This window comes from Dictyobacter alpinus (assembly GCF_003967575.1).
Lineage (GTDB): Bacteria > Chloroflexota > Ktedonobacteria > Ktedonobacterales > Ktedonobacteraceae > Dictyobacter > Dictyobacter alpinus.
Window position 1 is genome coordinate 555,819 of record NZ_BIFT01000001.1, and the last position, 24,654, is coordinate 580,472.

At 48.9% G+C, this 24,654-nt stretch carries 22 protein-coding genes and 1 other RNA gene; 6 read left to right on the top strand and 17 right to left on the bottom strand.

Features of this window, described 5'->3' with window-relative positions:
- The first annotated feature begins 1 nt into the window (after nt 1).
- Nucleotides 2-847, top strand: a complete 846-nt coding sequence (locus tag EL633_RS02145) for a 2-oxoacid:ferredoxin oxidoreductase subunit beta (RefSeq protein ID WP_126625621.1) — start codon at nt 2-4, stop codon at nt 845-847.
- Nucleotides 848-966: 119 nt separating this feature from the next.
- On the opposite strand, the gene EL633_RS02150 is transcribed toward EL633_RS02145, so the two are convergent.
- Nucleotides 967-1,191 (bottom strand): hypothetical protein, encoded by a 225-nt coding sequence (locus EL633_RS02150; RefSeq protein ID WP_126625622.1) that lies wholly within the window; start codon nt 1,189-1,191, stop codon nt 967-969.
- 532 nt (nt 1,192-1,723) lie between these two features.
- On the bottom strand, nt 1,724-2,032 hold the full coding sequence (locus EL633_RS02155; protein ID WP_126625623.1) for a hypothetical protein: 309 nt from the start codon (nt 2,030-2,032) through the stop codon (nt 1,724-1,726).
- Nucleotides 2,033-2,333: 301 nt separating this feature from the next.
- Between EL633_RS02155 and EL633_RS36440 the strand changes: the two genes are divergently transcribed.
- Complete coding sequence (locus EL633_RS36440; protein WP_161981872.1) at nt 2,334-2,507, top strand: hypothetical protein; 174 nt, start codon at nt 2,334-2,336, stop codon at nt 2,505-2,507.
- A gap of 230 nt (nt 2,508-2,737) precedes the next feature.
- Here the strand turns inward: EL633_RS36440 and EL633_RS02160 are convergent, their stop codons facing one another.
- The 3 genes from EL633_RS02160 to EL633_RS02170 form a co-directional block, all read right to left on the bottom strand.
- Nucleotides 2,738-3,217 (bottom strand): GNAT family N-acetyltransferase, encoded by a 480-nt coding sequence (locus EL633_RS02160; protein WP_161981873.1) that lies wholly within the window; start codon nt 3,215-3,217, stop codon nt 2,738-2,740.
- A gap of 100 nt (nt 3,218-3,317) precedes the next feature.
- Complete coding sequence (locus tag EL633_RS02165; protein WP_126625625.1) at nt 3,318-4,694, bottom strand: cytochrome P450; 1,377 nt, start codon at nt 4,692-4,694, stop codon at nt 3,318-3,320.
- A 198-nt stretch (nt 4,695-4,892) separates the two neighbouring features.
- Nucleotides 4,893-5,669 carry an SDR family oxidoreductase gene (locus EL633_RS02170; protein WP_126625626.1) on the bottom strand — a complete coding sequence of 259 codons (777 nt, stop codon included), beginning with the start codon at nt 5,667-5,669 and terminating at the stop codon, nt 4,893-4,895.
- A gap of 197 nt (nt 5,670-5,866) precedes the next feature.
- Here EL633_RS02170 and EL633_RS02175 point away from each other — a divergent pair, with 197 nt between their 5' ends.
- The gene (locus EL633_RS02175) at nt 5,867-7,285 is read left to right on the top strand and encodes a DUF4032 domain-containing protein (RefSeq protein ID WP_126625627.1); all 1,419 of its coding nucleotides are present in this window, start codon (nt 5,867-5,869) and stop codon (nt 7,283-7,285) included.
- 140 nt (nt 7,286-7,425) lie between these two features.
- On the opposite strand, the gene recA is transcribed toward EL633_RS02175, so the two are convergent.
- The 7 genes from recA to tyrS form a co-directional block, all read right to left on the bottom strand.
- Entirely contained in the window at nt 7,426-8,496 is a 1,071-nt protein-coding gene (gene recA / locus EL633_RS02180) for a recombinase RecA (RefSeq protein ID WP_126629312.1), read from the bottom strand.
- A gap of 511 nt (nt 8,497-9,007) precedes the next feature.
- On the bottom strand, nt 9,008-9,619 hold the full coding sequence (recR, locus tag EL633_RS02185) for a recombination mediator RecR (protein ID WP_126625628.1): 612 nt from the start codon (nt 9,617-9,619) through the stop codon (nt 9,008-9,010).
- Between the two features lie 2 nt (nt 9,620-9,621).
- Nucleotides 9,622-9,918: a YbaB/EbfC family nucleoid-associated protein gene (locus tag EL633_RS02190; protein WP_126625629.1), complete on the bottom strand. Its 297-nt coding sequence runs from the start codon at nt 9,916-9,918 to the stop codon at nt 9,622-9,624.
- Nucleotides 9,919-9,931: 13 nt separating this feature from the next.
- Nucleotides 9,932-12,079 (bottom strand): DNA polymerase III subunit gamma/tau, encoded by a 2,148-nt coding sequence (gene dnaX, locus EL633_RS02195; RefSeq protein WP_126625630.1) that lies wholly within the window; start codon nt 12,077-12,079, stop codon nt 9,932-9,934.
- 109 nt (nt 12,080-12,188) lie between these two features.
- Nucleotides 12,189-12,288, bottom strand: an RNA gene (gene ffs / locus EL633_RS02200) — signal recognition particle sRNA small type.
- A 102-nt stretch (nt 12,289-12,390) separates the two neighbouring features.
- Complete coding sequence (gene mtnP / locus EL633_RS02205) at nt 12,391-13,266, bottom strand: S-methyl-5'-thioadenosine phosphorylase (RefSeq protein ID WP_126625631.1); 876 nt, start codon at nt 13,264-13,266, stop codon at nt 12,391-12,393.
- Between the two features lie 37 nt (nt 13,267-13,303).
- The gene (gene tyrS / locus EL633_RS02210; protein ID WP_371865552.1) at nt 13,304-14,533 is read right to left on the bottom strand and encodes a tyrosine--tRNA ligase; all 1,230 of its coding nucleotides are present in this window, start codon (nt 14,531-14,533) and stop codon (nt 13,304-13,306) included.
- Nucleotides 14,534-15,021: 488 nt separating this feature from the next.
- Between tyrS and EL633_RS02215 the strand changes: the two genes are divergently transcribed.
- Nucleotides 15,022-15,462, top strand: a complete 441-nt coding sequence (locus tag EL633_RS02215; RefSeq protein WP_161981874.1) for an Hsp20/alpha crystallin family protein — start codon at nt 15,022-15,024, stop codon at nt 15,460-15,462.
- Between the two features lie 58 nt (nt 15,463-15,520).
- Here the strand turns inward: EL633_RS02215 and EL633_RS02220 are convergent, their stop codons facing one another.
- On the bottom strand, nt 15,521-17,122 hold the full coding sequence (locus EL633_RS02220; protein ID WP_126625633.1) for a DUF255 domain-containing protein: 1,602 nt from the start codon (nt 17,120-17,122) through the stop codon (nt 15,521-15,523).
- Between the two features lie 472 nt (nt 17,123-17,594).
- Between EL633_RS02220 and infC the strand changes: the two genes are divergently transcribed.
- Together infC and EL633_RS02230 are read left to right on the top strand one after the other, a co-directional pair.
- Nucleotides 17,595-18,254 (top strand): translation initiation factor IF-3, encoded by a 660-nt coding sequence (gene infC, locus EL633_RS02225; protein WP_246039196.1) that lies wholly within the window; start codon nt 17,595-17,597, stop codon nt 18,252-18,254.
- A gap of 252 nt (nt 18,255-18,506) precedes the next feature.
- Complete coding sequence (locus EL633_RS02230) at nt 18,507-19,943, top strand: S41 family peptidase (protein WP_161981875.1); 1,437 nt, start codon at nt 18,507-18,509, stop codon at nt 19,941-19,943.
- A 45-nt stretch (nt 19,944-19,988) separates the two neighbouring features.
- On the opposite strand, the gene EL633_RS02235 is transcribed toward EL633_RS02230, so the two are convergent.
- Genes EL633_RS02235 through glmU form a run of 4 tightly spaced genes read right to left on the bottom strand, consistent with a single transcriptional unit; the run spans nt 19,989 to nt 24,651 of the window.
- A complete protein-coding gene (locus EL633_RS02235; protein ID WP_126625636.1) occupies nt 19,989-20,825 on the bottom strand; it encodes an AAC(3) family N-acetyltransferase in 837 nt (278 codons plus the stop codon).
- Nucleotides 20,822-21,751 carry a hydroxymethylglutaryl-CoA lyase gene (locus EL633_RS02240; RefSeq protein WP_126625637.1) on the bottom strand — a complete coding sequence of 310 codons (930 nt, stop codon included), beginning with the start codon at nt 21,749-21,751 and terminating at the stop codon, nt 20,822-20,824. Before EL633_RS02240 ends, EL633_RS02235 begins: the two co-directional genes overlap by 4 nt.
- Nucleotides 21,752-21,754: 3 nt before the next feature.
- Nucleotides 21,755-23,206 carry a hemolysin family protein gene (locus EL633_RS02245; protein ID WP_126625638.1) on the bottom strand — a complete coding sequence of 484 codons (1,452 nt, stop codon included), beginning with the start codon at nt 23,204-23,206 and terminating at the stop codon, nt 21,755-21,757.
- Nucleotides 23,207-23,214: 8 nt separating this feature from the next.
- Nucleotides 23,215-24,651: a bifunctional UDP-N-acetylglucosamine diphosphorylase/glucosamine-1-phosphate N-acetyltransferase GlmU gene (glmU, locus tag EL633_RS02250; protein ID WP_126625639.1), complete on the bottom strand. Its 1,437-nt coding sequence runs from the start codon at nt 24,649-24,651 to the stop codon at nt 23,215-23,217.
- Nucleotides 24,652-24,654 lie beyond the last annotated feature (3 nt).

Sequence of the window (24,654 nt, forward strand, 5' to 3'; positions counted from 1 at the left end):
CATGACTCAAACAATTATTAATCCAACTCCAAAGGACTATAAGAGTGAAGTAAAGCCTACCTGGTGTCCCGGTTGTGGAGACTTTGGTGTTCTCAACGCCGCCTTTCGCGGCCTGGCCGAACTGAAATTACCAACCGATCAAACAGTCGTCGTCTCCGGAATTGGCTGTTCCAGCCGCTTTCCACACTTTATGAAAACCTTTGGTTTCCATAGCGTGCATGGTCGCGCATTACCGGTTGCTCAAGGTCTGAAGATGGCACGGCCAGACCTCAATGTGATTACCGTCGGTGGGGATGGCGACTTCTTTAGTATTGGCGCAGGCCACTTGATCCATGCGGCACTACGCAATATTGATATCACTGTGGTCGTGATGGATAATGAGATTTATGGCCTGACGAAAGGCCAGACCTCACCTACCTCCCCACAGGGGCATGTTACCAAGTCTACTCCATATGGATTGCTGGCCTCCCAGTTTAATCCGATTGCGACTGCACTCTCACTCAATGTCAGCTTTGTGGCGCGTGGATACTCTGCCAAACCAAAAGAACTGGCAGCATTAATTCAACAGGGCGTGCAACATAAAGGATTTTCCTTTATCCATGCCCTCAGTCCATGTCCAACCTTCTATCATACCTTTGACGCATGGGATGCTGCGGTAACATCTATTGAAGATACCCACGATACCCATGATAAAGCCAAAGCGATTGCGCTTGCATTGGAAACGGAACGCCAATATACAGGCATCTTCTTTAAAGAAGAACGGACAACCATGGATCAGGCAGCCCATCAGCTGGTGCAGCAATCTAAACCATTTGAAATTGGACAATATATGCAGCGCTACGCATAAATTGTATGCACCAATAACAGAACAGAAGAGGAGCCGGTATATGTTACCAGCTCCTCTTTTTTTATGAGGATAAAATTGTCTGTCTTACCCTCAAGCATTTGCGCAAGTGGACGTATCTACTACTGTTGCTGCTGAGGCGCTTGTGCGAGTAATGCGGCGCTAAGAGCGTTTGCCACACCCTGGGTAAACAACTCACCGCAGGTACGACAAAAAACGCCACTTTCATTATGATAGCTGCCACCAATCGCTGTGAGCTGTCGTTCGGCGGGTTTTCCGCACCACTCACAAACACTATTTCGGGGGGCAAAATCTACCGAGACGGGTCGCTGAAATTCATTGGACATCAGGAGCCTCCTCTACTGTGCTGATAGTGTTACTGTTCATACTATGCCATTCAATCGTGCGAGTGTAGTCGCCTGACAGGCCGCTACCATTCTTCACAACTGATTAGCGTGCCATTGCTAAGTTGTGGCGATTTCACTAGCCGCGATTAAGCGGTATTCACGATTGCTTTTCAATAGCATGTTGGAGATAAACAGCACACAAAAAGGGGACTTATCGTATCCAGTGGTAAGCACGCGTCGTTGAATACAGCCACGATGATACGCATATCCACTGCGTCTTTGCCCGCGAGCTTCTTTGCTCTCTCTCCGCTCCACTTAAAGTAGAAAAACAAGGGAACTGAGTAAGAGATACTATAACACAAATTGGTACAACTTACTAGATCTCCCACTAACAAAGCTAAGAAGCTCGACAGAAAAACCATCATCCATCTAGCTTAGTTAAGGCCGAGATGACTATCGGAATCCAGCGTTGTCACATTATACCGTGTGCCTGCTCTATCAGCAATACAGGCGGATGAACGGTATATAGTCTTTATTGCTCCGCAGGCAGTTCAGGTTCCTGTTTGCTTATACCGGTAATTTCTTTTTCTTCAGAAGTTCCAGCGGGATTTGCTCTCATGGCTGCCAGCTGTTTTTTGGTGGTCAGGTATGCTCCCCATAACCAGCCAATCAAACCCAATACCAGGGTAACGGCCAGCCAGATCAATGAGACAGTTCTAAAAGGCACGTTAAAGCCAGCCGCCAGGATGCCAGCCAGAACGATACCTACGATTAAACCAAGGGTGATGCCAATCAGGCAACCAGGATGGGCGAGGTTACGCCCTTCTAATCGATTCATCATGATGAAAAAAGATACCTTTGTAAAAATTTGGTTACTCTTAGGATAATAGCGCGAGGACTCAGGTGCGTCAAGGGATTTTTTAGCTCCTGTGTATTTTCACGCCGGGCATAGATAAATTGATAGCTGCCAGCTAAAAGAGTCTGAGTAATATAGGATTGTTTTTATGTAAGAAACGTTTGGGACAACTTCAGCCGTATAATAATAGTGCTAGATAGGGAAGCGTCATACATCTGATATTAAAGAAGATTTCGCTTCAATGAAGGGCGAAATTATTTGCTTCAGCTTCGAAAGGATATTTCTTATGGCTTCCGCAACACCAGAAATAGCTACACCAAAAATCGAAATTGTAGATCAACCAGAAGAGCAGCAAGAGGATAGTAAGCGTACATTTCGTTTCTCGCTTTCAATTATACTTGGACTTACGTTGTTGGCTGTCTTTTTCCTGTTTCAGCGTCGCTCTCGCGAAGAAGATTAGCTTTGTTGCTCTATATATGGGAGATAGATGCACGGTCGCGCATCTATCTCCCATATATAGAGCAATTCCATCAGCTCACTTATTCAACGCCATGTGCAAGTTTTATCCCTCACACCTTGCGCCTACGGCTCTCGCTTGTCTTGAGGAGGAACATGGCGAGGCGGTCGCGATCGCCTCGCCATGTTCCTCCTCAAGACAAAGAGTGGGTATGTGAAAACTTGCACATGGCGTTAGTTAGCAAAGCGATCAAGAGTATAACGTAGCACTAACATATCTCGCATGGGAATGCCATTGACAATTAAAGTTGGTTGTATATACGAAAAGAAATCACTGCGAATATGGTCCATACGGAAACCACATTTCTGATAAAAGGCAATGTTCCCAAAGGCGGTATTGTCTGTCCCTACCAGGATTGAACTGACGCGCCGAACACGTGCTTCCTCTATGATGTGTGCAAGCATAGCTTTACCACAGCCTTTTCCACGAACATCAGCGGCTACGGCAATATATTCGATTTCGCTGGCGTCTCCTTGCCAGCGCATCACCACTGCACCAACCATCTGCTCATGCCTCCAGGCTATATACGAGGTATGGAGACCATCTGTGACTAGCCTACGAATGCGCTCATCATCTTCGTCAGCATCATGTAATAAGAGGAAAAGTTGCGTATAATCATTCGGAGTTGCCAGACTCCACCTGGTAATTTGCATATGCGATGTACTTTCTGTTCTACACAAAAAAAGAGAAAGTAGCCTGGTATCCCTGATATATCGACGCCAGAGGTACTTTCTCTCTACAGTGCGTTTGAGTTCAATCGTTTTTAGGGCGACGATGTACCACCATTTTGATCGGTACATCAGGTCGAATAGTTATCGTTTTGTTGGGATCAGGATGGACATGCTGTCCCGGTACCAGTTCCAGCGAGACACGCTGAGCCAGAGTTGCCAACAATAGTTGCCCTTCCATCAGCGCAAAATGATTGCCGATACAGATGCGCGGACCAGCGCCAAAGGGCAGGTAGGCATGGCGCGGCAAGCGTTTTTCGTTCTCTGCTGTAAAGCGCTCAGGATCAAACGCGTCCGGATCAGGAAAGTATTCTGGACGACGGTGCATGGCATATATGGCCATTATCACTACATCTTGCTTTTTGATAGGATAGCCGTTAAGGTCACAGTCATGGAGGGCCACACGTGAGACGGCATAGGCTGGCGGATAGAGGCGCATGGCTTCTTTAAAGACCTGCAGGGTATAGGGCAACTTTTGCAGATCGGCATATGTTGGAGCGCGCCCTTGCAGGACTGTGTCGATCTCATGCTGCATCTTCTTGAATATCTCAGGATTCTGCGCCAGAAGATACCAGGCCCAGGTTAAGGCGGTGGCGGTCGTTTCGTGTCCCGCCCCAAACAAGGTCAGAGCTTCGTCGCGCACTTGCTTATCGCTCATACTGCTGCCGTCATCTTCTTTAGAGCGGAGCAGGACAGAAAGAAAGTCATTAGCCTCATCTTTACTGGCATGGCGATCTGCAATCATCTGATTAATGCGCCGATCCAGCACTGCCAGAGCCTGCTGTGCCTTTTTGCTACGTGGCACCGGCCAGCTCAGCGGAATGGAAAACAGATTCGAAAGCGAATAGTTGATAAACGAGAGAACAGTCGTCATCGCAGAGCCAAGTTCATCAGCTTCCGTAAAAACCTCTGCGTCAAAAAGAACTTTCCCTACAATGCTCATGGTCAATTGGGTCAGCTCATGCCCAATATCTATCACCTGACCATCACGCCAGCCCTCTTGTATCTGCTCGCTATAATGCACCATCGTATTAGCATAACTAATAATATGTCGGGGCTGAAATGATGGCGCCATCAATTTACGCTGCTGTCGATGGAGCGCGCCATCACTGATAAATAGGCCGTTGCCAATAACTGGCTGAAAGGCACTACGCATGCCATCACCCTTATCAAAATCAGCGGTATGCTCAACCAGGAGGCTACGCGCTAGTTCAGCAGAGTTAATCTGGATAAAGCGAAAAGGGCCATAGTGGAACAGAGCAATATCTCCACAATCCTGCGCTACCTGCTGGTAGAGGTTCAAGCGATCATTGTTATGCCTGAACAAACTGCCCACAAATGGAGCCTCTGAAATGCCTGGAATGGTTTTTGTACCGGAAGTTTCTTTAATTTCTGTAGCCATGTTCAACTACCTTCTGACATATACCTTTGTAATCCTAAGGTATGCAAGGTACTGCATTGTCAGCTCAAATTTTTCATTACGAATGTATTTACACATCCATATTATAGCACCGTAGAGCCAGAAAATTCGGGAAGGGGCAGGAAGGTCGGCGAGACCCTCCTGCTTTATTTGTGAAAAGCCATGCACATGACAGAGGTATTACCAGGCGGTAGAGCCACCGTCTACTACGATAGTCTGGCCGGTTATATAGGCTGCAGCTGGTGAGGCCAGGAAGATGATGACACCTTTGAGATCATCAGCTGTGCCAAAGCGGGCCAGCGGAATATCTGCAAGCATCTCTTTACCATAGCGTTCAAGCAAGGCCCCAGACATACGTGTAGGGAACCAGCCAGGGGCAATAGCATTGACGGTAATGCCATAGTGAGCCCAACTGGTGGCCAGATCACGTGTCATATTGATGACAGCAGCTTTACTGGAGTGATATCCCACAACTTGTATATATTTGGGATTCCCTCCAACCAGACCAGCCACAGAGGCAATATTGATAATTTTCCCACCCTGGCCGCGAGCAATCATGGTTCGGCCAACGTGCTGGCTCATCAGGAAGGTTCCCTTGATATTAACATCCATTACCTGCTCAAACTTTTCCAGTGGCATATCTTCCGGACGAGCCCCCCAGGTTGCGCCGCTATTATTGATGAGGATATCAATAGCGCCAAAGCGCTCTTGCGTGGCGGCCACGACACGCTCAACATCCTCGGTCTTAGTAACGTCACACGCCATTGCCAGGGCCTGCCCACCAGCGGCCTCAATCTCGCGCTGAACTTCTTCGCAGGCCGCCAATTTACGCGAACAGAGTACCACATTGGCGCCAGCGTCTGAGAGACCCTGCGCGAAATATTGTCCCAAGCCGCGTCCTCCACCAGTAATAATGGCAGTCTTACCATGTAATTGAAAGAGATCTAATGTAGACATTGCGCACCTCCTATAACCCAAATAACTGAAACTGAGAATTCAACAGTGTATCCATAAAAACTCCTTTGTTCTTCAGTTTGCGATCAGTGATTCAAGCATGCTATCATCACTTTAACACATGTATAGATTTGTTGTTAAGCGATCATAGATAGAAGGAGCTTGCTATCAATACAAATCAAGCTAAAATACAATTTACGATGTCGGACGACGAGCGCCATCGATTAGAAGGTTTACCCTGGGATTTCCAGTTAGAAGAATGGGATAAACAGGGTATTCGGCTCCTGGTCGTGCGCCGTGGTGACTCACGACATCCGGTCATCTTTGTTGAACGTCAAGGCGCTCGTTACGCCATCAAAGAGACCACACCACGCATGGCTGAACGCGAGATTCGCAATCTGCATGTGATCGAACAACGCGGCATTCCCGCACTGAGCCCTATTGGAACAGTAATGGTCTCTGCCCCAGCAATTGCCATTGAGGTTCCTGGCTTAAGAGGGATGCGACAATATATCAGTGGAGATCGAGGCTATACTGTAACACGCCTTGCGCCACGTGTGGTCCCGCATGTATTGCTCTATCGCCTACCATTAACCAAACGCACCAAACAGCGTATGCTCTCAGCCGTTGCAGTGCTGATGGTTGAGCTACATGAACATGGTGTTTATTGGGGAGATCCTTCGCTGGCCAATGCATTGATCCGCATCGATGGTAAGCAGATTCTCTCGATTATGGCCGATGCGGAGACCGTTGAGCTGTTTCCAGGTCCCATTAGCGAGGGTTTACGTGAACAAGATCTGGCACAGTTTGGTGAGTCACTGGCCTGGCAAGCTGAAGACCTACGGCAAGCTAAAGGACTCCCTGAGGACGTTCAGGTGCTGGATGAGGCAGACTATGACTACTTTCGTCAGCGCTATCGTACGGTACGTCGTGAGCATGCACGTGTCACTGGTTCACATGACCTGAATACTATCTACCATACGCAGCGCCTGATACGCGCAATGGGAGACTGGAGAAGTGTCTTCACCGAGAAAGCCAGTAGCGCAATGCATCAGATTACACCGATCTTACCAGGCTGGTATCAAGAACGTATCTATGAAATGCTGCATGTTACTATCCCACGAGCGTATGCACGGCGTTTTTATAACTTGATTGTGGGCCATCAAGCCATCATGAATAAAAATGAGCAGCGCGTAGTCAGCCTCGAAGAAGCTGCCCATGATTGGTATGAGCGCTACCATTTACCGACCATCCTGATGTTGCGCCAGCGGCTGACCAGCGAACAGGAGCCGATGCAGGTCTACTTTGCTATTATGCAGCATAAGTGGGACATGAGCATGAAGGTTGGCTACGAAGTTCCACTAGAGGAAGCCATCTTGGACTGGGAACTCCACACGGCACAAGTAGGTAAACTAGGACCAGTTGATCCTGCGACGATTGCGACCTGGTGGCGACAACGGCAACCAGTCACAACGGCTCTTGAACCTGAAATGATTGAGATCGATGAACTGGATCCTTTACTCTCAACCGCCGAACGACCCTTGATTCACCTGGATGCACCTGCATTGGAACAAAAACTACCTGAGATTCTGCATAAAGAGCAGCAAGATGAGGAGTAGTTTCCGTCCCACGTAAAACGCGTAACGAGAGAGATCTGGTATATGGGCAACCGGAAATAAAATATATCCGGTCACCACCGTCTCTCCTGTTACGCGTTATTCTGCTGCAGTATTTAGCTTACCTGGCTTCGAAAGGAAGCTTAGACCTCTTCCTCAGCTACAGCTTCAGGCAGCTCGAGTTCGGCCTCATCCTCTTCTTCCTCCACCCCTTCTTCTTCAGCTGTCTTAAAGGCAAGCATATTACCACGGATCTGGTCGTCGATTGCCATGGCGACATCGCTGTTCTGGCGCAAAAACTCTTTAGCGTTTTCACGACCCTGACCCAGACGAATATCTCCTACCGTAAACCAGGCACCACTCTTTTTCACCAGGCCCATTTCCAGACCCAGGTCGATCAAGCCACCCTCACGGGAAATACCTTCGCTGTACATGATATCAAACTCGGCCGTTCGGAAAGGTGGAGCGACTTTATTTTTCACCACACGTACACGGGTACGGTTACCTACAACATCCTGACCTTGTTTGATCGAATCTGTACGGCGGATATCCAGACGTACCGAGGCGTAGAACTTCAATGCCTTACCACCAGCAGTTGTCTCTGGATTACCAAACATTACGCCGATCTTTTCACGTAACTGATTGGTAAAGATTACGGTGGTATGGGAATTATTAATGGCTCCAGTTAATTTACGTAGGGCATGACTCATCAGACGAGCCTGCAAACCAACGTGTGAGTCACCCATCTCACCTTCGATTTCAGCACGTGGTGTCAGAGCCGCAACCGAGTCAATCACAACCACATCAATAGCATTACTGCGCACCAGTGAGTCTACGATTTCCAGCGCCTGCTCACCAGTATCTGGCTGTGAGACCAGTAGATTCTTGGTGTCAACACCCAATTTTGCTGCATATGAGGGGTCCAAAGCATGCTCAGCATCGACAAACGCGGCAAAACCGCCGGCGCGCTGGGCATTTGCAATAATATGCAGACAGAGCGTGGTTTTACCAGAAGACTCTGGGCCATAGATCTCTGTGATACGACCACGAGGAACACCACCGATACCCAATGCCAGATCAAGAGCGATTGAGCCAGAAGGAATTACCTCAACCTGAATCTTTGCTGCGTCGCCAAGTTTCATAATGGAACCTTTACCAAAGCGTCGCTCAATCTGATTCAGCGCCAGGTCGATCGCCTTCTCACGATCACTCATACCCGCAGTATTCGCGCTATTACTTGCTGCTGCTGCTGCCGCTGCGGCGGCGCTTTTGTCCTTCTTACTTACTGCCATTTTCACTTTAGCAGGATATGGGTGTGAGTATTCAGCTTATTGACTCCCAGCGACACACCCTGCCTTCCTCCTTCTTTACAATCCACTCAAAGTTCTGCTTTTTTTTCGTTCAATCGTATGTTTAAGAGTGCGCGAGCACATAACTATAACTATGGCTTCAGCGCTTCTGAGATAACTCCTACAAGTCTATATTCTTTGATAAGGGATAAAAACCGGAAATATTTTTGCTGTTCTTTGTTTTCCGTGCAAAGTAGAACAAGTGTACCATGAGGCTATACATGTGTCAAGTTGTACTAGGACTGACAGCATTGCGATTAAGATGCAATTGTGAATGCCGCTCATTCGCGGTTAGCGCAGCTTACACAATTGAACGACAAGGTTTATTTATGTAGAAAAAAAAGAAAAGGATGCCAGTAAAGACATCCCTTTCTTGCTATATTTCACGACGGCCTTCGAGAGCTCGACTGAGCGTGCCTTCGTCGGCATATTCAAGATCGCTGCCCAGTGGAAGACCACGCGCCAGCGAGGTCACACGTGGAACTGAGACAATAGGCTCGTTCTTAATATCATCTTTAATGACGCCGGCGGTATAGTCACCTTCAAAACCAGGATTGGTCGCCAGAATAACTTCATGCACCTCACCAGTAGCAAGACGCTTCAGTAGTTCATCGATACGAATATCTTTACGTCCAATCCCATTAAGTGGTGAGAGTGCACCATGCAGTACATGATACAGACCTTTGTAGACGCCTGTCTTTTCTAAAGCCAGCACATCCAGAGGTTCTTCTACCACACAGATGGCATCCTGGTCACGACTCGGATTGCTACAAATAGGACACGGGTCGGTCTCAGTAATATTATAGCAACGTGAGCAGTAGATGATACTCTCTTTGACGCGTAAAATAGCCTCGGCCAGGCGACGGGCCTGATCCTCAGGGCTACGTAAAATGAAAAAGGTCAGGCGTTGCGCCGTCTTTACGCCGACCCCAGGCAGCTTGGATAGTTCTTCGACTAGCGCCGCCACAGGAGCTGCGATATCACTCATGTTTAAAACAGTCCAGGAATCTTCATTCCACCAGTGGCACTGCTGACAAGCTTCTGCTGAGCATCAGTCACGCGGTCGTGAGCATCTTTTGCAGCAGCTTTCACCATTACCTCTAGCTCTTCGATATCTTCCGCACTAAAGGCCTCAGGATCAATTTTGACTTCGGTAATTTCATATTTACCGGTCATGGTGAGGGTTACGGCACCACCACCAGCTGTTCCGGTGAATAGATTAGACTCAAGGTCTTCCTGCATTTTCATCAACTTCTGCTGCATCTTTTGGATTTCACGCATATTCATGGGGCAAAACTCCTTATTTTGGATGAATATCTTTGACTTGTGCTTTAAAGGTGCGAATAAGTTCCGCTACAACCGGGTTACTTTCCGCATGCTCTCTCATACTTTGCAAACGCGTTCCACTATTCACAGGCGTTATGCTAACATTCTCTCTCACAACCTCACTTCTGGCAAGTGGTGGACTCGCTGGTGCGAGTGGCTCCATGCTGGCCGAAGCCTGAGGTGTAGGAGGCTCAATCGGGCGCGCTGGCGTCTTCGGAGGCTGGGCCTGTGGTTTGGGGGGAGCCACAGGAGCCGTGGGTTTCTCAACCCTAGCAGACTGCTGTGGCGCGGGCGCGAGCATACTATTTGAAGCTTGAATAGTAGGCCGTGGAATAGTTGAGATAGAAACATTTGCGTTTGGTGGCAATAAACGAATATTACATTCCGTTTTTAATTCCACCTTGAGTGACCAGCGAATAGCATCATAATAGCTATCATTCTGTAGTGTCTTATAATGGAAGTCTGCATTGGCCTTGCACACAATAATCGGCATCTTACTGGTACCTTCAACGCCCAGGATGCTATAGCCGCCCAGCAAAGCCGCAACTTTGGGACCATCCTTACGCGTTTTTACGCGCAACCGAATCTGCTCCCACTTCTCTTTCACATCCAACAATGTCAGAGTGGGAGGATCATCAACCTCTTCTACTGCTTCCACAACCAGTTCTTCAACTTCTGACATTATGGGCTCAGGTTGGATTAGAGTTTCTGTTGGGCTCACCAGGATAGGATCAGCTGGTGGAGCTGCCGGAGAACTGAAAACAGGCTCGATCGCGGCAGGCATAACCTGCTCCTCCAACTCACTTACATCAAAATCTTCTTGTGGCTCGGAATCGATCTCGGGAGGCGAAACGTTAACTGTCTCCTCTTTTACCTCTTCCACTTTCGCCATTGGCTTGCGCACCTCGGCCGCCGGCGCTGCCGCATAGGATGGTGCTGGCGCTGCGACACGTGGACGTGCCTCACTCGGTGCAGAAGGCGAAGGTTGTGCTGGATTAGCCGGGACAGCGCTACCGGTACCATCCTGGGCCCGCCAATGTAAATCAAGGCATGCCAAAAAAGCCAGTTCTAAACCCAGCTGTGGTGTCCCCTGCCCTTTTTGCATCAGGTCATTCTGCGCAAAAATGCGTGCACACTCGGTCAATTCGTCCAGGCGAAAAAGTCTGGCCGTCTGCTGAATCTCTTTCAGCTCATCTTCAGTATTGTCTAGAATTTCAGCAATATTCGCACCTGCCCTGGACAGCATCATAGCACGCCAGAATTCAGCAACCTGGGTATTAATCTGGCGTAGATCGGCACCTGCTTCCGAAAGTTCATTGATGAGATGTAAGCCAGCAGCACTATCCAGTTCGGCGATGTATGAGATAAATTTTTGAATGGCACGCGGATCCGCCACACCTAACATCGCCTGAATCTGTTCAAGGCTAATGATATTCCCACAATAAGCGATAGCTTGATCCAACAAACTTAAAGCATCACGCATACCACCAGCGGCAGCGCGCGCAATCAGTTCGGCGGCTCCATTTTGTAACTCAACGTTTTCCTGCTGCGCCACAAAATTGAGGCGTTCTACCAGCTGGCGCAAGTTGAAGCGCTTAAAATCGAAGCGCTGACAGCGTGAAAGCACGGTAGGCAACATTTTATGCACGTCAGTGGTAGCCATCACAAAAATAGCATGTGGGGGTGGTTCTTCCAGAGTTTTCAACAAGGCGTTAAAAGCTTCGGTCGTCAGCATATGCGCCTCGTCGAGGATATAGACCTTATATTTACCCGTGGTTGGTGGCATCATAACTTTTTCGCGTAACTCACGGATGCTATCAATACCACGATTAGAGGCTGCATCGATCTCAAGCACATTAAATGAACTGCCAATAGTAATTTCTCGGCATTGTTCACAATGATTGCAAGGCTCTCCATTTTGTGGATTCTGACAGTTGATGGTCTTTGCGAGGAGACGAGCCATACTCGTTTTACCGGTACCTCTGGGGCCTGTAAAGAGATAGGCATGAGCCAGATTACCACTGCTCAGTGCATTCTTAAGGGTACGAATAACAGGCTCTTGACCAACAAGATCACCAAAGGTCTGAGAGCGCCATTTACGGTAGAGTGATTGAGAGGCCATATTATTACTCCCGCCTATGTGTCCTCATGACGAGCCCACCCGCTGCATTGGAAGAGTTGAAGACGTTCTTAACATAGAAAACCGATTTTCACCCGGTCCTGCCGGTTAGCGCAATCAGGAACCCCCACGTCACCCAGAGAGGTCCATTTACCGTTGCTTCCTCACGGACCTAGCGGAGTTCATAAACTTCTGCCGCGTAGGACCCGATCACGCCAACCGACAGGACCGGAAGAAAATCGGTCCATCCCATTTGAAGGGTTTTTCTTTTCCCTCGTGGGATGAACCCATTTTATACCTATTTGGAACAGTTGTCAAGAGATATAGCGGCCAATTAATAAGCTATATTTTTCTTTCGCCTCGGCTGGAATCAAGGCGGGGTCGGTCATGATGGCTGAGGCCAGTGCGTGATCGCAGGCACAGGTCTGGGCGCTACGGTCAGCTGGCAGCTTCTGCGCGATCTTCTGCAAGATACGCTTGGCGTTGCCGATGTTGGCGCTCAAGTTGCCTACCACCATCTCCACAGAGACAGGCTCTTCTTCTTCATACCAGCAATCATAGTCTGTCGCGCAGGCGATGACCGCATAGCACATTTCAGCTTCACGAGCCAGTTTGGCCTCTGGCAGAGCGGTCATACCAATAATGTCCATACCCAGCTGGCGATAGACATTGGATTCAGCTTTTGTGGAGAAGAGAGGACCTTCCATGCAAACGTAGGTTCCACCCTGATGCACTTTGACGTCCCCCAGTTCGCCCGCGGACTCCACCAGGAGCGAGCCCAGTGTGGGACAAAAGGGCTCGGCAAAACCGCAATGGACGACCACACCACCTTCATAGAAACTATTAACGCGGCTTTTGGTGCGATCAAAAAGCTGGTCAGGAATGACGAGATCACGCGGGGCAATATGCTCGCGCAAGCTGCCCACCGCACTTACTGAGATTACCCACTCAACCCCCAGGCTTTTAAGGGCCCAGATATTAGCGCGTGATGGTACTTCAGAAGGATTCAGACGATGTCCACGGCCATGACGTGGCAGGAACGCCATCTCAACGCCTGAAACTTTCCCAATTGTAATCACGTCACTTGGATCCCCAAACGGCGTGTGGATCCGAACCTCTTCCACATCCGTCATGTTCTCCATCTGATAGAGACCGCTACCCCCAATCACCCCGATTTTTGCCTGTGGCATAAAGAAATCCTCCTTGTCCTATGCCAGAACGGTATCACTATGCTTTAATCCGAATGTAGTTGCGCTTCCCTACTTTCAGGATCGCGCCATCAATGGCATCGACCATATAGGTAGGATCCGAGATACGCTCGGAATCACCGGAAGCGCCTTTCGGGAAGAAAGCAACGCCACCCTGCTTGATGAGTTCGCGTGCCTTATTATTACTGGCAGCTAATCCAGCATCGATGATCAGTTCTACAACATTTTTGGCAGAACCAAGCTGAAAGTCGGGAATATCTGTAGGCAGTTTACGCTCAGAGAATTGACGAATAAAAGCTTCCTGGGCCTCTTCCGCCTCGGCGGAATTATGGAACTCTGTCACAATCTCACGCGCCATGCGCAATTTTACATCGCGTGGATTTAAAGAGCCGTCCGCCATCTTGCAATCAAACTCATCCAATTCCTCGTTATCAACCTCAGTCAATGCCTCAAAGTAGGAGCGCATAGTCGGATCGGGTAAGGACATCAATTTACCAAACATATCTCTGGCGGGAGCAGTCATGGCAATATAATTATCCAGCGACTTACCCATCTTCTTCACACCATCCAGGCCGACAATCAAATTCATCGTCAGGATCTGTTGGGCGGGCTGACCAAAGATTGGCTGCAGGTCACGACCAACCAGCAAATTAAAGGTCTGGTCGGTACCACCAATCTCAACATCCGAGCGTAACGCGACTGAATCATAGCCCTGAAGCAGGGGGTACATAAACTCTGAGAGCGAAATCTCAATCCCACTTTTATAGCGCTTGGAGAAATCATCGCGCTCAAGCATCTGAGCCACCGTTTTAAAACCGAGCAACTTGATGGCATCGCCAAGATTAAAGGTATCAAACCACTCTGTCTGGCGATGGACCTCGGTCTGATCTTTATCTACAATGCGGAAAAACTGATCCAGATACGTTTTCGCATTCTCGTTGACCTGTTCAGCCGTTAACGCTTTACGCGCCTCCAGGCGGCCACTGGGATCTCCCAGGCGTGCGGTCCAGTCACCAATTACAACCACCGTCTTATGACCCAGGCGCTGGAATTGCCGTAACTTGCGAAACACGACCGCATGCCCTATGGTCAAATCATAGTGCGTCGGATCCACGCCCAGCTTGACACGCAAGGGCTCGCCCTTATTACCTTCTAACAATAAGCGTCGTAGATCCGCTTCTTTCTCGACCAGCGACACACCACGCGTCAAAAGATGGTCGATCTCTTTTTTTGTCGGAGACTGTTTCAACACCAATCTTCTTTCCTCCCGCTATTTAGCTTTAAAAAGCCACAGCAAAATCGCTCCCCACGATTTACCGTAGCCTATCTGGCAATGGATCATCCTGCATAAGGAGTAAACCACAAGGCACCATTACCAACCCTCAGCATTCAGCTCCTTGTCTCTATCCTTGGAAGCGTTTGTTAGCCGCATTGTAGCAGAATATGAGAATATCGTCGAGAGTGCGTCTCTAGCAAGAAACTTGATAGTGTTGCTATCAAGTTTTCTAACACATTTCTTACACTATGCTTACGTTCCTCTAACACTACGTGGAGTATAGTATTGACAGAGCGAACGAACAAAGACATGAGAGTCGAGAGTGGGTGGGACAAATGCAGAGGTAACATTCCGTTCAAAGCACTCATGTCTCTATATAATTCAGGGTCCCAATCGGACCTGTAACCAGACTATTCAATCCTGATAGCACTTACTAATCGATAAAAAAAGGAGTTATGAAAATGGCTAATATCACACGTTACAATCCATTCAACGAAGCAGTTTCATTGCGCGATGCCATGGATCGTTTGTTTGAGGACAGCTTTATCTCGCCACGGGTTGCCAGCACTGTCAGCAACCGTGGATTAGCCGCTAACCTCTATGAGACAGCCGAAGGCTTTGTGCTGCAATTGCCAATGCCTGGTGTCAATGTAGACAGCGTTGATATCACTGTCCAGCAAGATGTTATCAGCTTGAAATGGGAAACAAAAGTGCAGGTTCCTGAAGGTGCCAACGTCCACTGGAATGGTTTCCAGTCTGGTCGCTATCAGCAGTCCATCACCTTGCCAGCTCCAATCAACGCCGAGCGCGTCGAAGCTAACTATGCTGATGGGATCCTGACCCTCCAGTTGCCAAAAGCTGAACATGCAAAAGCACGCAATATTAAAATCAATGCTCGCTAAACCAGCAGCAACTACCGACCGGGAGACACATAGTTCTCCCGGTCGGTTTTTTTTCTACTTATAGTAACTCGTTGGCGCGAGCAACAATACAAGCGTAGAGCGCGCCTTGAATGCCCGAACGATAGTATTTATCCTGACAACTCGAGAGAACGCGTAAGGCGGTATCGTGCAGACTTTTCCTATGGCTATAAGCAGACATGCGTAACAGACACCAGGCAATCAAAGCGTTCTCGGACAGGGGTTGCTCACGCAGCACCTGGCGTCCAATGGCCTGGGGATCCTCGGGATAGTCATAAAAGAGTGCATTCTGGCTATCCTGCAGCTCCTGGAAGGCAAAATGCATCAAGGCTATAGCTGTCTCTAAATGCGATTTTGTGTGATCCAGCGCATAAGCGTCAAGTAAGGCCTGAATCGTCCAGACCTGATCGGCTAGCTGACCCGGTAGAAAGGCTTCTCCACTCAGTGCATAATGGAAGATACTCCCATCGCGGTGGATCATATGCAGGCAAAGATAGTCGAGTGCTTGCAATGCACGCGTCTGTAGAGCAGGCTCATGCAGTACCTGGGCCGCTAACAGATAGGCAGAGATCATGCGGGCATTCCAGCCAGCATAGATGGTTTGATCAACTTGAGGAGCAATTCGCGAGGCACGCGAGTAGAGGCCAGGCTCATAATACTCTTCATCCGCACATTGACTGCCACTAAATGCGCCTGTAGCGGGCTGCCAGAGGTTCGTATCAATATAGGCGATTAGTTGCTGGGCCAGCTCGGTCCACTGCTGATCTCCCGTAGTTTGGGCGGTGAGCAGCACCAGACGCAGCATGGCAGCATTTTCATCCAGCATCTTCTCCGTTTGAGGCATACTCCAATCACCGGCGGTTGAGTAGCGAAAAAAACCTCCCTCTTCGGTATCCCAGAGCCCTCCATCGCGCATCTGGGTTAATGAATAACGGACGCGCTCGATATCATCAGATCCATTCAGCAACAGAAGCAGTTCCAACGCATCTGGATGGGGAAATTTAAGGTAAGAATGAATAGCAAAGCCACCCTGCTCAGGATCATAAAGTTCTCGCAGCACTTTGGCGGCCGCAGCAGGTAGATCCAACAGATTTCGTTCTTCTTCCGGCAATAGTGTATGGAAATTAGTACCAGGAAGAAGCCGGGTTAAAGCACGGGTCTGACGCTGAGTCTGTAGTAATCGTACCTGCCAGGAGATTTCCTCGCGATGAGCAACATAGTAGCGCCTAACATAGCCAAGGTAATATAAAAGTTTGGTAACAGGTACATAGATTCCGCCCCAGAGTATCTCCCCTTCCGATGAGAGTAGAAGCACGCTGGGCCAACCATTTTGATTATAGCGCTGATTGATATCTGGCCGTAGATCACTATCGACACGAATAGAAACATAATCTGCATTAAGCACGTCAATTACACGGGGTTCTGACAGGGTCGTCTCATCCATCAGATGACATTCCTGACACCATAGAGAAGAAAGGAGAAGGAAAATGGGCTTATCCAAGAGGATAGCTTCATCAAACGCGGACTTTCCCCAGGCGCGCCATTGAATTTTATGGGCTTGATTGGGACGGGAAGAAAAACGGAATACCGGGGGTATGGGAGCGTATGACCACGAACTGTCGGCGATCGCATTGCCGCTCATACAAGGACCTCCTTCGTGTCAAGCCGGTCTCGCAGCGTGGGTCTTTATCAGGAGAAAACTTTTTCCATCTATCCAACAAAATTATGCTCGACTACAAGTATACCATAAAATCTACGTTTCCACTATATAAAAACATGAAATACCACACGAAACCAGAAGGATGGAGCCTGCAATGACAGCATTTCAGGACTAGATCCCGTGTGCCGATTAAGTATGCTCGAACCCATACTTTCTTTCCCTATTGCTCACTTGCAAACTGGCTTTACACGTAGTATACTTGTATAGTCCGTTGATTGGCAGACATTTTGTGCTGTGCAAAAATAGCCAACGCATTATATCAAACCATGATCGCGTACATCATTGTTGATGGCAACTACTAAACTAGTAATTCAAGCAAGAAGAGGAGAATAGCTCTATTAATAAGGATTTTCGGGGGAACGACCGTTCACGAGAGACACGTATCAACGAGCGCATTCGCACACGCGAAGTACGCTTGATCGATGAAAATGGCGAAATGATGGGGGTAATGCCTCCTATGCGGGCACTAGACATCGCTCGCGACAGGAATCTGGACCTGGTTGAGGTATCACCACATGCCATGCCACCAGTCTGTAAACTGATGGATTACGGTCGGTACAAGTATGAGCAGGCTAAAAAAGAAAATGAGGCCCGCAAAAACCAGAAGACTGTCACGCTCAAAGAGATTCGCATGCGTCCACGTACCGATGATCATGACGTAGAAGTAAAGACACGTAAGATTCAAGAGTTTTTAGCTGACGGCGATAAAGTAAAGGTCAGTGTACAGTTCCGTGGACCAGATATGCGCCATCCTGATATTGGGCGTAAGTTGCTCGATGGCATTGCGGAAGAGTTGAAAGGCATTGCGACCATTGAACGTTCTCCAGCTATGGAAGGTCGTTTGATGTCGATGATCGTCTCCCGTGCTCCCGGTTGGGAACCACAAAAGAAAACCGTCTCTGTCGGCAAAAATAAAAGTGCCCAGGTAGCCGAGGAAGCCACAGACACCGCTGATGAGCCTCAAACAGCGAACGCAACGGTCGCGCAGACGCAAGAGCCAGTAGCGCAGACGCAAGAGCCAGCAGCACAAACACAAGAGCCACAGCAGCAGTAGTTATTCACCTCATGACACGACTTTTTATGCCCAAGGCTCGTACGTTGACCCAACAGTGAAATACCCCAAAAGCATAAAAAAAAGATGGTATGGTTCAAATGGACCATGCCGTCTTTTTTTACCTGTTTCAGGCTACCTGCATTTGACTTTTACATAAACGACCACTAAGATAGTATTAAATATCCAGGTATATAGGGAACATAAAAAAAAACAGAAGCGCACTCAATGCAACGGTGCCTTAGGAGGCCATTGGTGAGTAGATACGACGATCCTAGCTGGTATGAACAGCCACAAAAAAATGATCAAGATTCGTCCTCACAAGCACATCATGCTGATTTTGATCATTATCCTTTCCTTCCCGCGCAAGATACAACACCATCCCATTCACAGGGACCTGTAGCCTATCCTCCATTAGGGGCACCCCAGCGTTTACAGCGTACCATTGGACGCATGTTAACGTTGATTGCGCTCGTTGTTATCGCCTTTCTCGGAGGCTGGTTTGGCCATCAATACTTTGGTCAAACGTACTTTAATCAAAATAATCCTTCTCAGGCATACGCTGCGCTGTTTCAACAAGCCTGGAATAAAGTTGATCAAAATTATGTAGATCGCAAATCTATCGATTATCAGAAGATGTCATACGCGGCGATCAATGCCATGATTGCGACCTTAGGGGATAAAGGGCATACGCGCTTTATGGATCCTAAAACTGCCTCGGCCGAAAATCAGCAGCTCAGTGGTAAGTTTACTGGCGTAGGTATTTATCTACGGCAGGATAAAGATACGGGTAAGCTGGTCATCACTTCGCCTATCCCAGGTTCGCCAGCAGAAAAAGCTGGCATTAAGCATGGTGATGTGATTGTCGCGGTTGATGGCAAAAGTGCCGCTGGCAAAGATACAACCGGTGTAAGCGCAATGATACAAGGTAAAGAAGGCACCGACGTCAACATTACTGTCCAACGTGCTGGCGAGACGCAAACGCGCACATTCAAGTTGACTCGTTCAGAGATCAAGGTTCCGAATGTACTGATGCACTATATAGCGGAAAATCATACCGCGCATATCCAGGTGGTCCAATTCGCCGATGGAGTGTCGGGACAGGTAAAGGATGATGTTACGAAGGCAAAAAGCATGGGTGCGACGCATATCATTCTAGATTTACGCGATAATCCAGGTGGCTTCCTTAACGAGGCGGTCAATATGACCAGCCTGTTCGTCAAGAGTGGACATGTCTTACTACAACAGGATAGTTCGGGCAAACGCACCCCGGTAGATGTGACTGGCAATCCGATCGATACAACCTCACAGATGGTTGTGCTAGTCAATGGTAATTCGGCCAGTGCTGCAGAAATTGTAGCTGGTTCGTTAAAAGAAAATGGCCGTGCAACTATCATTGGTGAACGCACATATGGTACTGGCACTGTTCTACAGCCGTTTAATCTATCCGATGGTTCACAATTGCTGATCGGCACACAGGAATGGTTAACTCCGCAAGGTCATTTCATCCGCAATCAGGGCGACAAACATGATGGCGGTATTGCACCTAATATTGAGGTGAAATTGCCTGCGAATGGCGTTATTGTTACACCCAATGATGCCAATGAGGGCAACTTTAGTGCACAGCAAATTATGCAGAGTAAAGATAATCAACTTATTCGCGCATTGGAGTTTTTACAGGGTAAGAAATAGCGCGTCGGCCACATTAGATCACGCGAGGCCAGGGAGGACCGCTACTCACATGATGAGCAGCGGTCCTCCCTTTATAGCATCATTGCAGCGCTCGCAATCTGGATCAGCACAATGTGTGATGGATGGTTGTGCTTTTATAGCCTGGGATGCTGCCTGCAAGGTTTCGCCAGCAGCAAAGGCTTGCCAGGAACTCTGACCTACCATCAACGTTTGACGCATAGGTGCCAGGGTCGTGGCAAGGTGACCAAAGCCCTCAGAACACCCCCCCAGCGAGACCAGCATCGGGCGATGATCAGGTCCATTGGCACAACGCACAAACAGCGAGCGGCCCGCGACCTGTTCGGCATAGTGCAGAAACGTCATACGCTCTAATCCAACTCCCATTAAGATAATCGAGCCATGCATCAATGTGAGCGTATGCAAGGGCGCATAAACATCCTGCGCCTCCTGACCTTCCACTAAGGTTTGGGCCAGGGGACCGAGGGCCGCGAATGAAGTCAGGGGATGATTCCCGCGCACACTTTGGGGATGTTCAACAATATATTTAGGGATCAATCCCATAGTCAGATTGATTTCACGCGATTTGGGAGTGTAAACCTGATTTCCTCCCATATAGAACCGCTCGGCCAGGCGCTCATAGTGTATGCCATTACGAGCAGGACGCATATGGGGTAGATCTGGTAGGGCAATGGCATAGGCAGCATCGGAGAAGGCAGGTACCAGAACAGTACAGCCTTCAGCCAGGAAGCCCGCAACAATCGTTTCAGCGCCGTGTTCAACCAGACCAAAAGAGCGTAATGAGGAGTGAATGCAGACAGGCATGCCAGATAATTCCAACAGCTTAATCGCCTGCCGAATATCATTGATAGTAACAGTCATCATACATTTCCTGCGGCTGCCATAGCTGCCTGGTAATATTTGCTGGCTGGAGCATGTCCTAAAAATGGCGCAATATAAGCGGTCGCTGCCACCACTTTATCCAGGTCAACCCCTGTCTGAATACCCATACCATGCAACATATAAAGCAGATCTTCAGTGGCCAGATTGCCTGCGGCGCCAGGCGCATAAGGACAACCACCCAATCCACCTGCCGAGGAATCAACGGTGGTAATGCCTACCTGTAAAGCCGCCAACACATTAGCCAGAGCAGTTCCACGCGTATCATGAAAATGGACGCCAAGTTGCTGCACAGGCAAACCAGCATTCAGCAGCAGTTCCAGGACATTGACGACCTGAATTGGCGTAGCTACCCCGATGGTATCACCCAAAGATAATTCAGCAACACCCGCTGCCAGCAGTTCCTGGGCTACTTCCAATACACGTTGGGGATCCACCGCTCCTTCATAGGGACAGCCGAACACGGTTGAGATATACCCGCGCACAGGAATATCTTCCTGCCGCGCTAGCTCCAGCACTGGCCGGAAGTTAGCCAGACTCTCAGCGATCGTAGCATTAATATTGTGGCGCGTAAAGCTCTCACTGGCCGCAGTAAATACCGCGATAGAACGCACTCCGGCAGCCAGGGCACGTTCCATACCTTTTAGGTTGGGGACCAGCACGGGATAATCAACAGTCGTTAAGCGCTTTAAATGAGTCATGACGGTTGCGGCATCACTAAGCTGTGGTATGGCCCGTGGACTGACAAATGAGCTGGCCTCCACTACAGGGAGACCAGCCTCGGCCAGCATTTGAATAAACTGAATTTTCTGCTCCGTCGGAATCTGCACCTTCTCATTTTGTAGACCATCACGAGGTCCTACTTCAAAGACCCTTACCGACGTTGGCAGGGTGGCAAAAGCTGACAGCATATGTTAGGCACCTTTATATTCATAGCGAGACGGTTGTTCTGACGATGGCTCTTTCTCTGCTGCGGTATCCTCAGGAGGATCGGACTCGGCTTCGCCTGGAGACGGAAGCATCAGCAGATCCTCCTGCTTCTCCTCTTCCTCACGACGTTCCACACGTATTTTGAGAATACGCCGGCCCCGTGTGGCCAGAACAGTCAATGTCAGATTTTCAAACGCAATAGTATCACCCACACCTGGAATCTTATCCAACTGGGCATAGACAAAGCCGCCCAGCGTCTCATAGTCGGAATCATCCATGTGGGTATCCAACAATCCGTTAAAATCATAGATGCTCATTTTAGCGTCTATGATATACTCATGATCTTTCACCATTTCGAAGAGTTTCTCTTCATGGTCATATTCATCCTGAATATCACCCACGATCTCTTCCATCAAGTCTTCAATGGTGACCAGACCTGCAACAGAGCCATATTCATCAATGACCATTGCCATGTGTGTGCGACTTTGCCGCAACTCACGCAACAGGTCATCCAGTTTTTTGGTCTCCGGCACACAGTAAGCGTCACGAACCAGATTGTGGATCGGCAAGGAACCATGGTTCTCACGCAACTGACGCAACATATCTTTGGTATACAGGATACCAAGGATATCATCAACACCAACGGCAGCCTCAAAAACGGGGATACGCGAAAAGCCTCCTTGCATCGCCAGGTCAACCGCCTGGTTAACGGTCGCGGTGCTTGGGAGCGTAACCATATCAATACGGGGGACCATCACTTCACGTACCGTTGTATCCGCGAATTCAAAGATACTGCGGATCATCTCGGTCTCTTCTTCCTCTAATACACCCTCTTCCTCACTCACGGTTACCAGCAGGCGCAATTCATCCTCTGTAATAAACGGCCCCCGATGTCGCATTTGGCCGCCCAGCAGACGCACAAGTCCTGAGGTGACGGCACTGAGTAACCAGACGATCGGACGCAATAACCAGGCGGCCGCACGAACTGGATCGACAAAGAAGCGAGCCCAACGTAAAGGATTCTGCACTGCGGCGGTCTTCGGTGAGATCTCACAAAAGATTAATACCACCAGCGAAGTAAGGACAGACGAGATTAACTCGCCAAAGGAGGCGGAGAAGAAGCGTAATGTTAAGACGGTTGCCATACTGGATGCGACGATCACAGCTACACTATTCACAATCAGAATAGTAGAAAGGAACACATTTGGCTCGGCTAACAGGCGCTCGATTTTAAGTACCTGTTTATCGCCTTCTTCAGCCAAATTTTTTAACTTAATGCGATTAACTGAGGTAAATGCAGTCTCAGCCGATGATGCCAGGGCGCAGAGCACCAACATCACCAACATCACAATAAGCTGTAGCCAGGCTTGTGCATCAAATTGTGCAGTATGAAAATTAATAGTGGCGGCTAAGCTCGATAAGCCAGGGCCGTCCATATGAGCACCTATTCCTTTTTGTCACCTTGACCTGCCTCATCTTCCGATAATGGCAGCATACGCGCTAAACGTGCAGGAACACCATACACCAACGCGTGCGGTGGAACGTCTTTATTTACTAGTGCGCTTGACCCAGTCATGGCGTGTTCACCAACTGTTACAGGTGGTACAAGCACTGTATCACAACCGATAAAGGCACCATCCCCGATGGTTGTACGATATTTTTCTTTCGTGAGTCCATTATAATTAGAGGTAATTGTGCCGGCACCAATATTGACATGCGCGCCAACCGTAGCATCACCAAGATAACTAAAATGGTGAACATCAGTCTCGGCACCAATATATGAGTTTTTTACTTCACCAAAATTGCCCATCCGTACCCCACGGGCCAGATGTGCTCCAGGACGACAATGGCTGAACGGACCGACAGTCACCTCTTCTTCTAATACGGATTCCTCCAGAGCCGAGTTGCGGATCACACAACGATCTCCGATGGAGGATGCGTCAATAGTAGTACCTGGTCCTATGCGGCACCATGAGCCAATAGTGGTCTGCCCGCTAAGCATTGTTCCTGGCAAAATGACGGTATCAGTACCAATCTGTACATCTTCCTCAATATACGTTGAGGCGGGATCCAGAATGGTAACACCGGCATACATATGGCGCTCCAGGATACGCTGACGCATCACTTGTTCCGCCTGCGCTAATTGCACCCGGTTGTTAACACCCAATGTCTCATCCAACGAACCACGCACGGTCGCAATCCGCCGTTCCTGCCCGCCAGCCACGGCGATCAGGTCGGTCAGATAATATTCACCACCGGCATTACGTGGTAATGCATGTAAGGCCTCCCAGAGCCAGGCGCGATCAAAGCAATACACACCAGAGTTCACTTCTGTAATCTGCAATTGCTCGGGTGTCGCACGCTTTACTTCCACAATTTCACGCACATGATGCTGGCTATCACGCACGACACGTCCATAGTCAGATGAGGCATCGGCATCCGCAGTCAAGAAAGTAATCGTAGCTTGCTGTTCAAGATGTGTAGCTAGCACACTAGCCAGCATTTCACTTCTTACCAACGGTGTATCGCCATAACAGACAAGGACGGTGTCGGGTACATTTTCAAGCGCGTCAACACTCTCTTGAGCAGCCAGGACGGCATGGCCGGTCCCCAATTGCTCATGCTGCATCGCATACTGGCACCGCTCACCAAAGGCGGCTAAAATCTGTTCAGATTCATGACCCAGGACCACAATAGGACGGCTGGTAGATACACTGGCACGCCAGGGAGAAAAAGCCGTAGTCGTAGGAATAGACTCAACAGATTTCAAGACATGGGCCAATAGTGGCTGCCCTGCCAATGGATGGAGGAGTTTTGACAACGTTGAACGCATCCGCGTACCTTTACCCGCTGCAAGGACAACGGTCGCATATGTATTCATAGT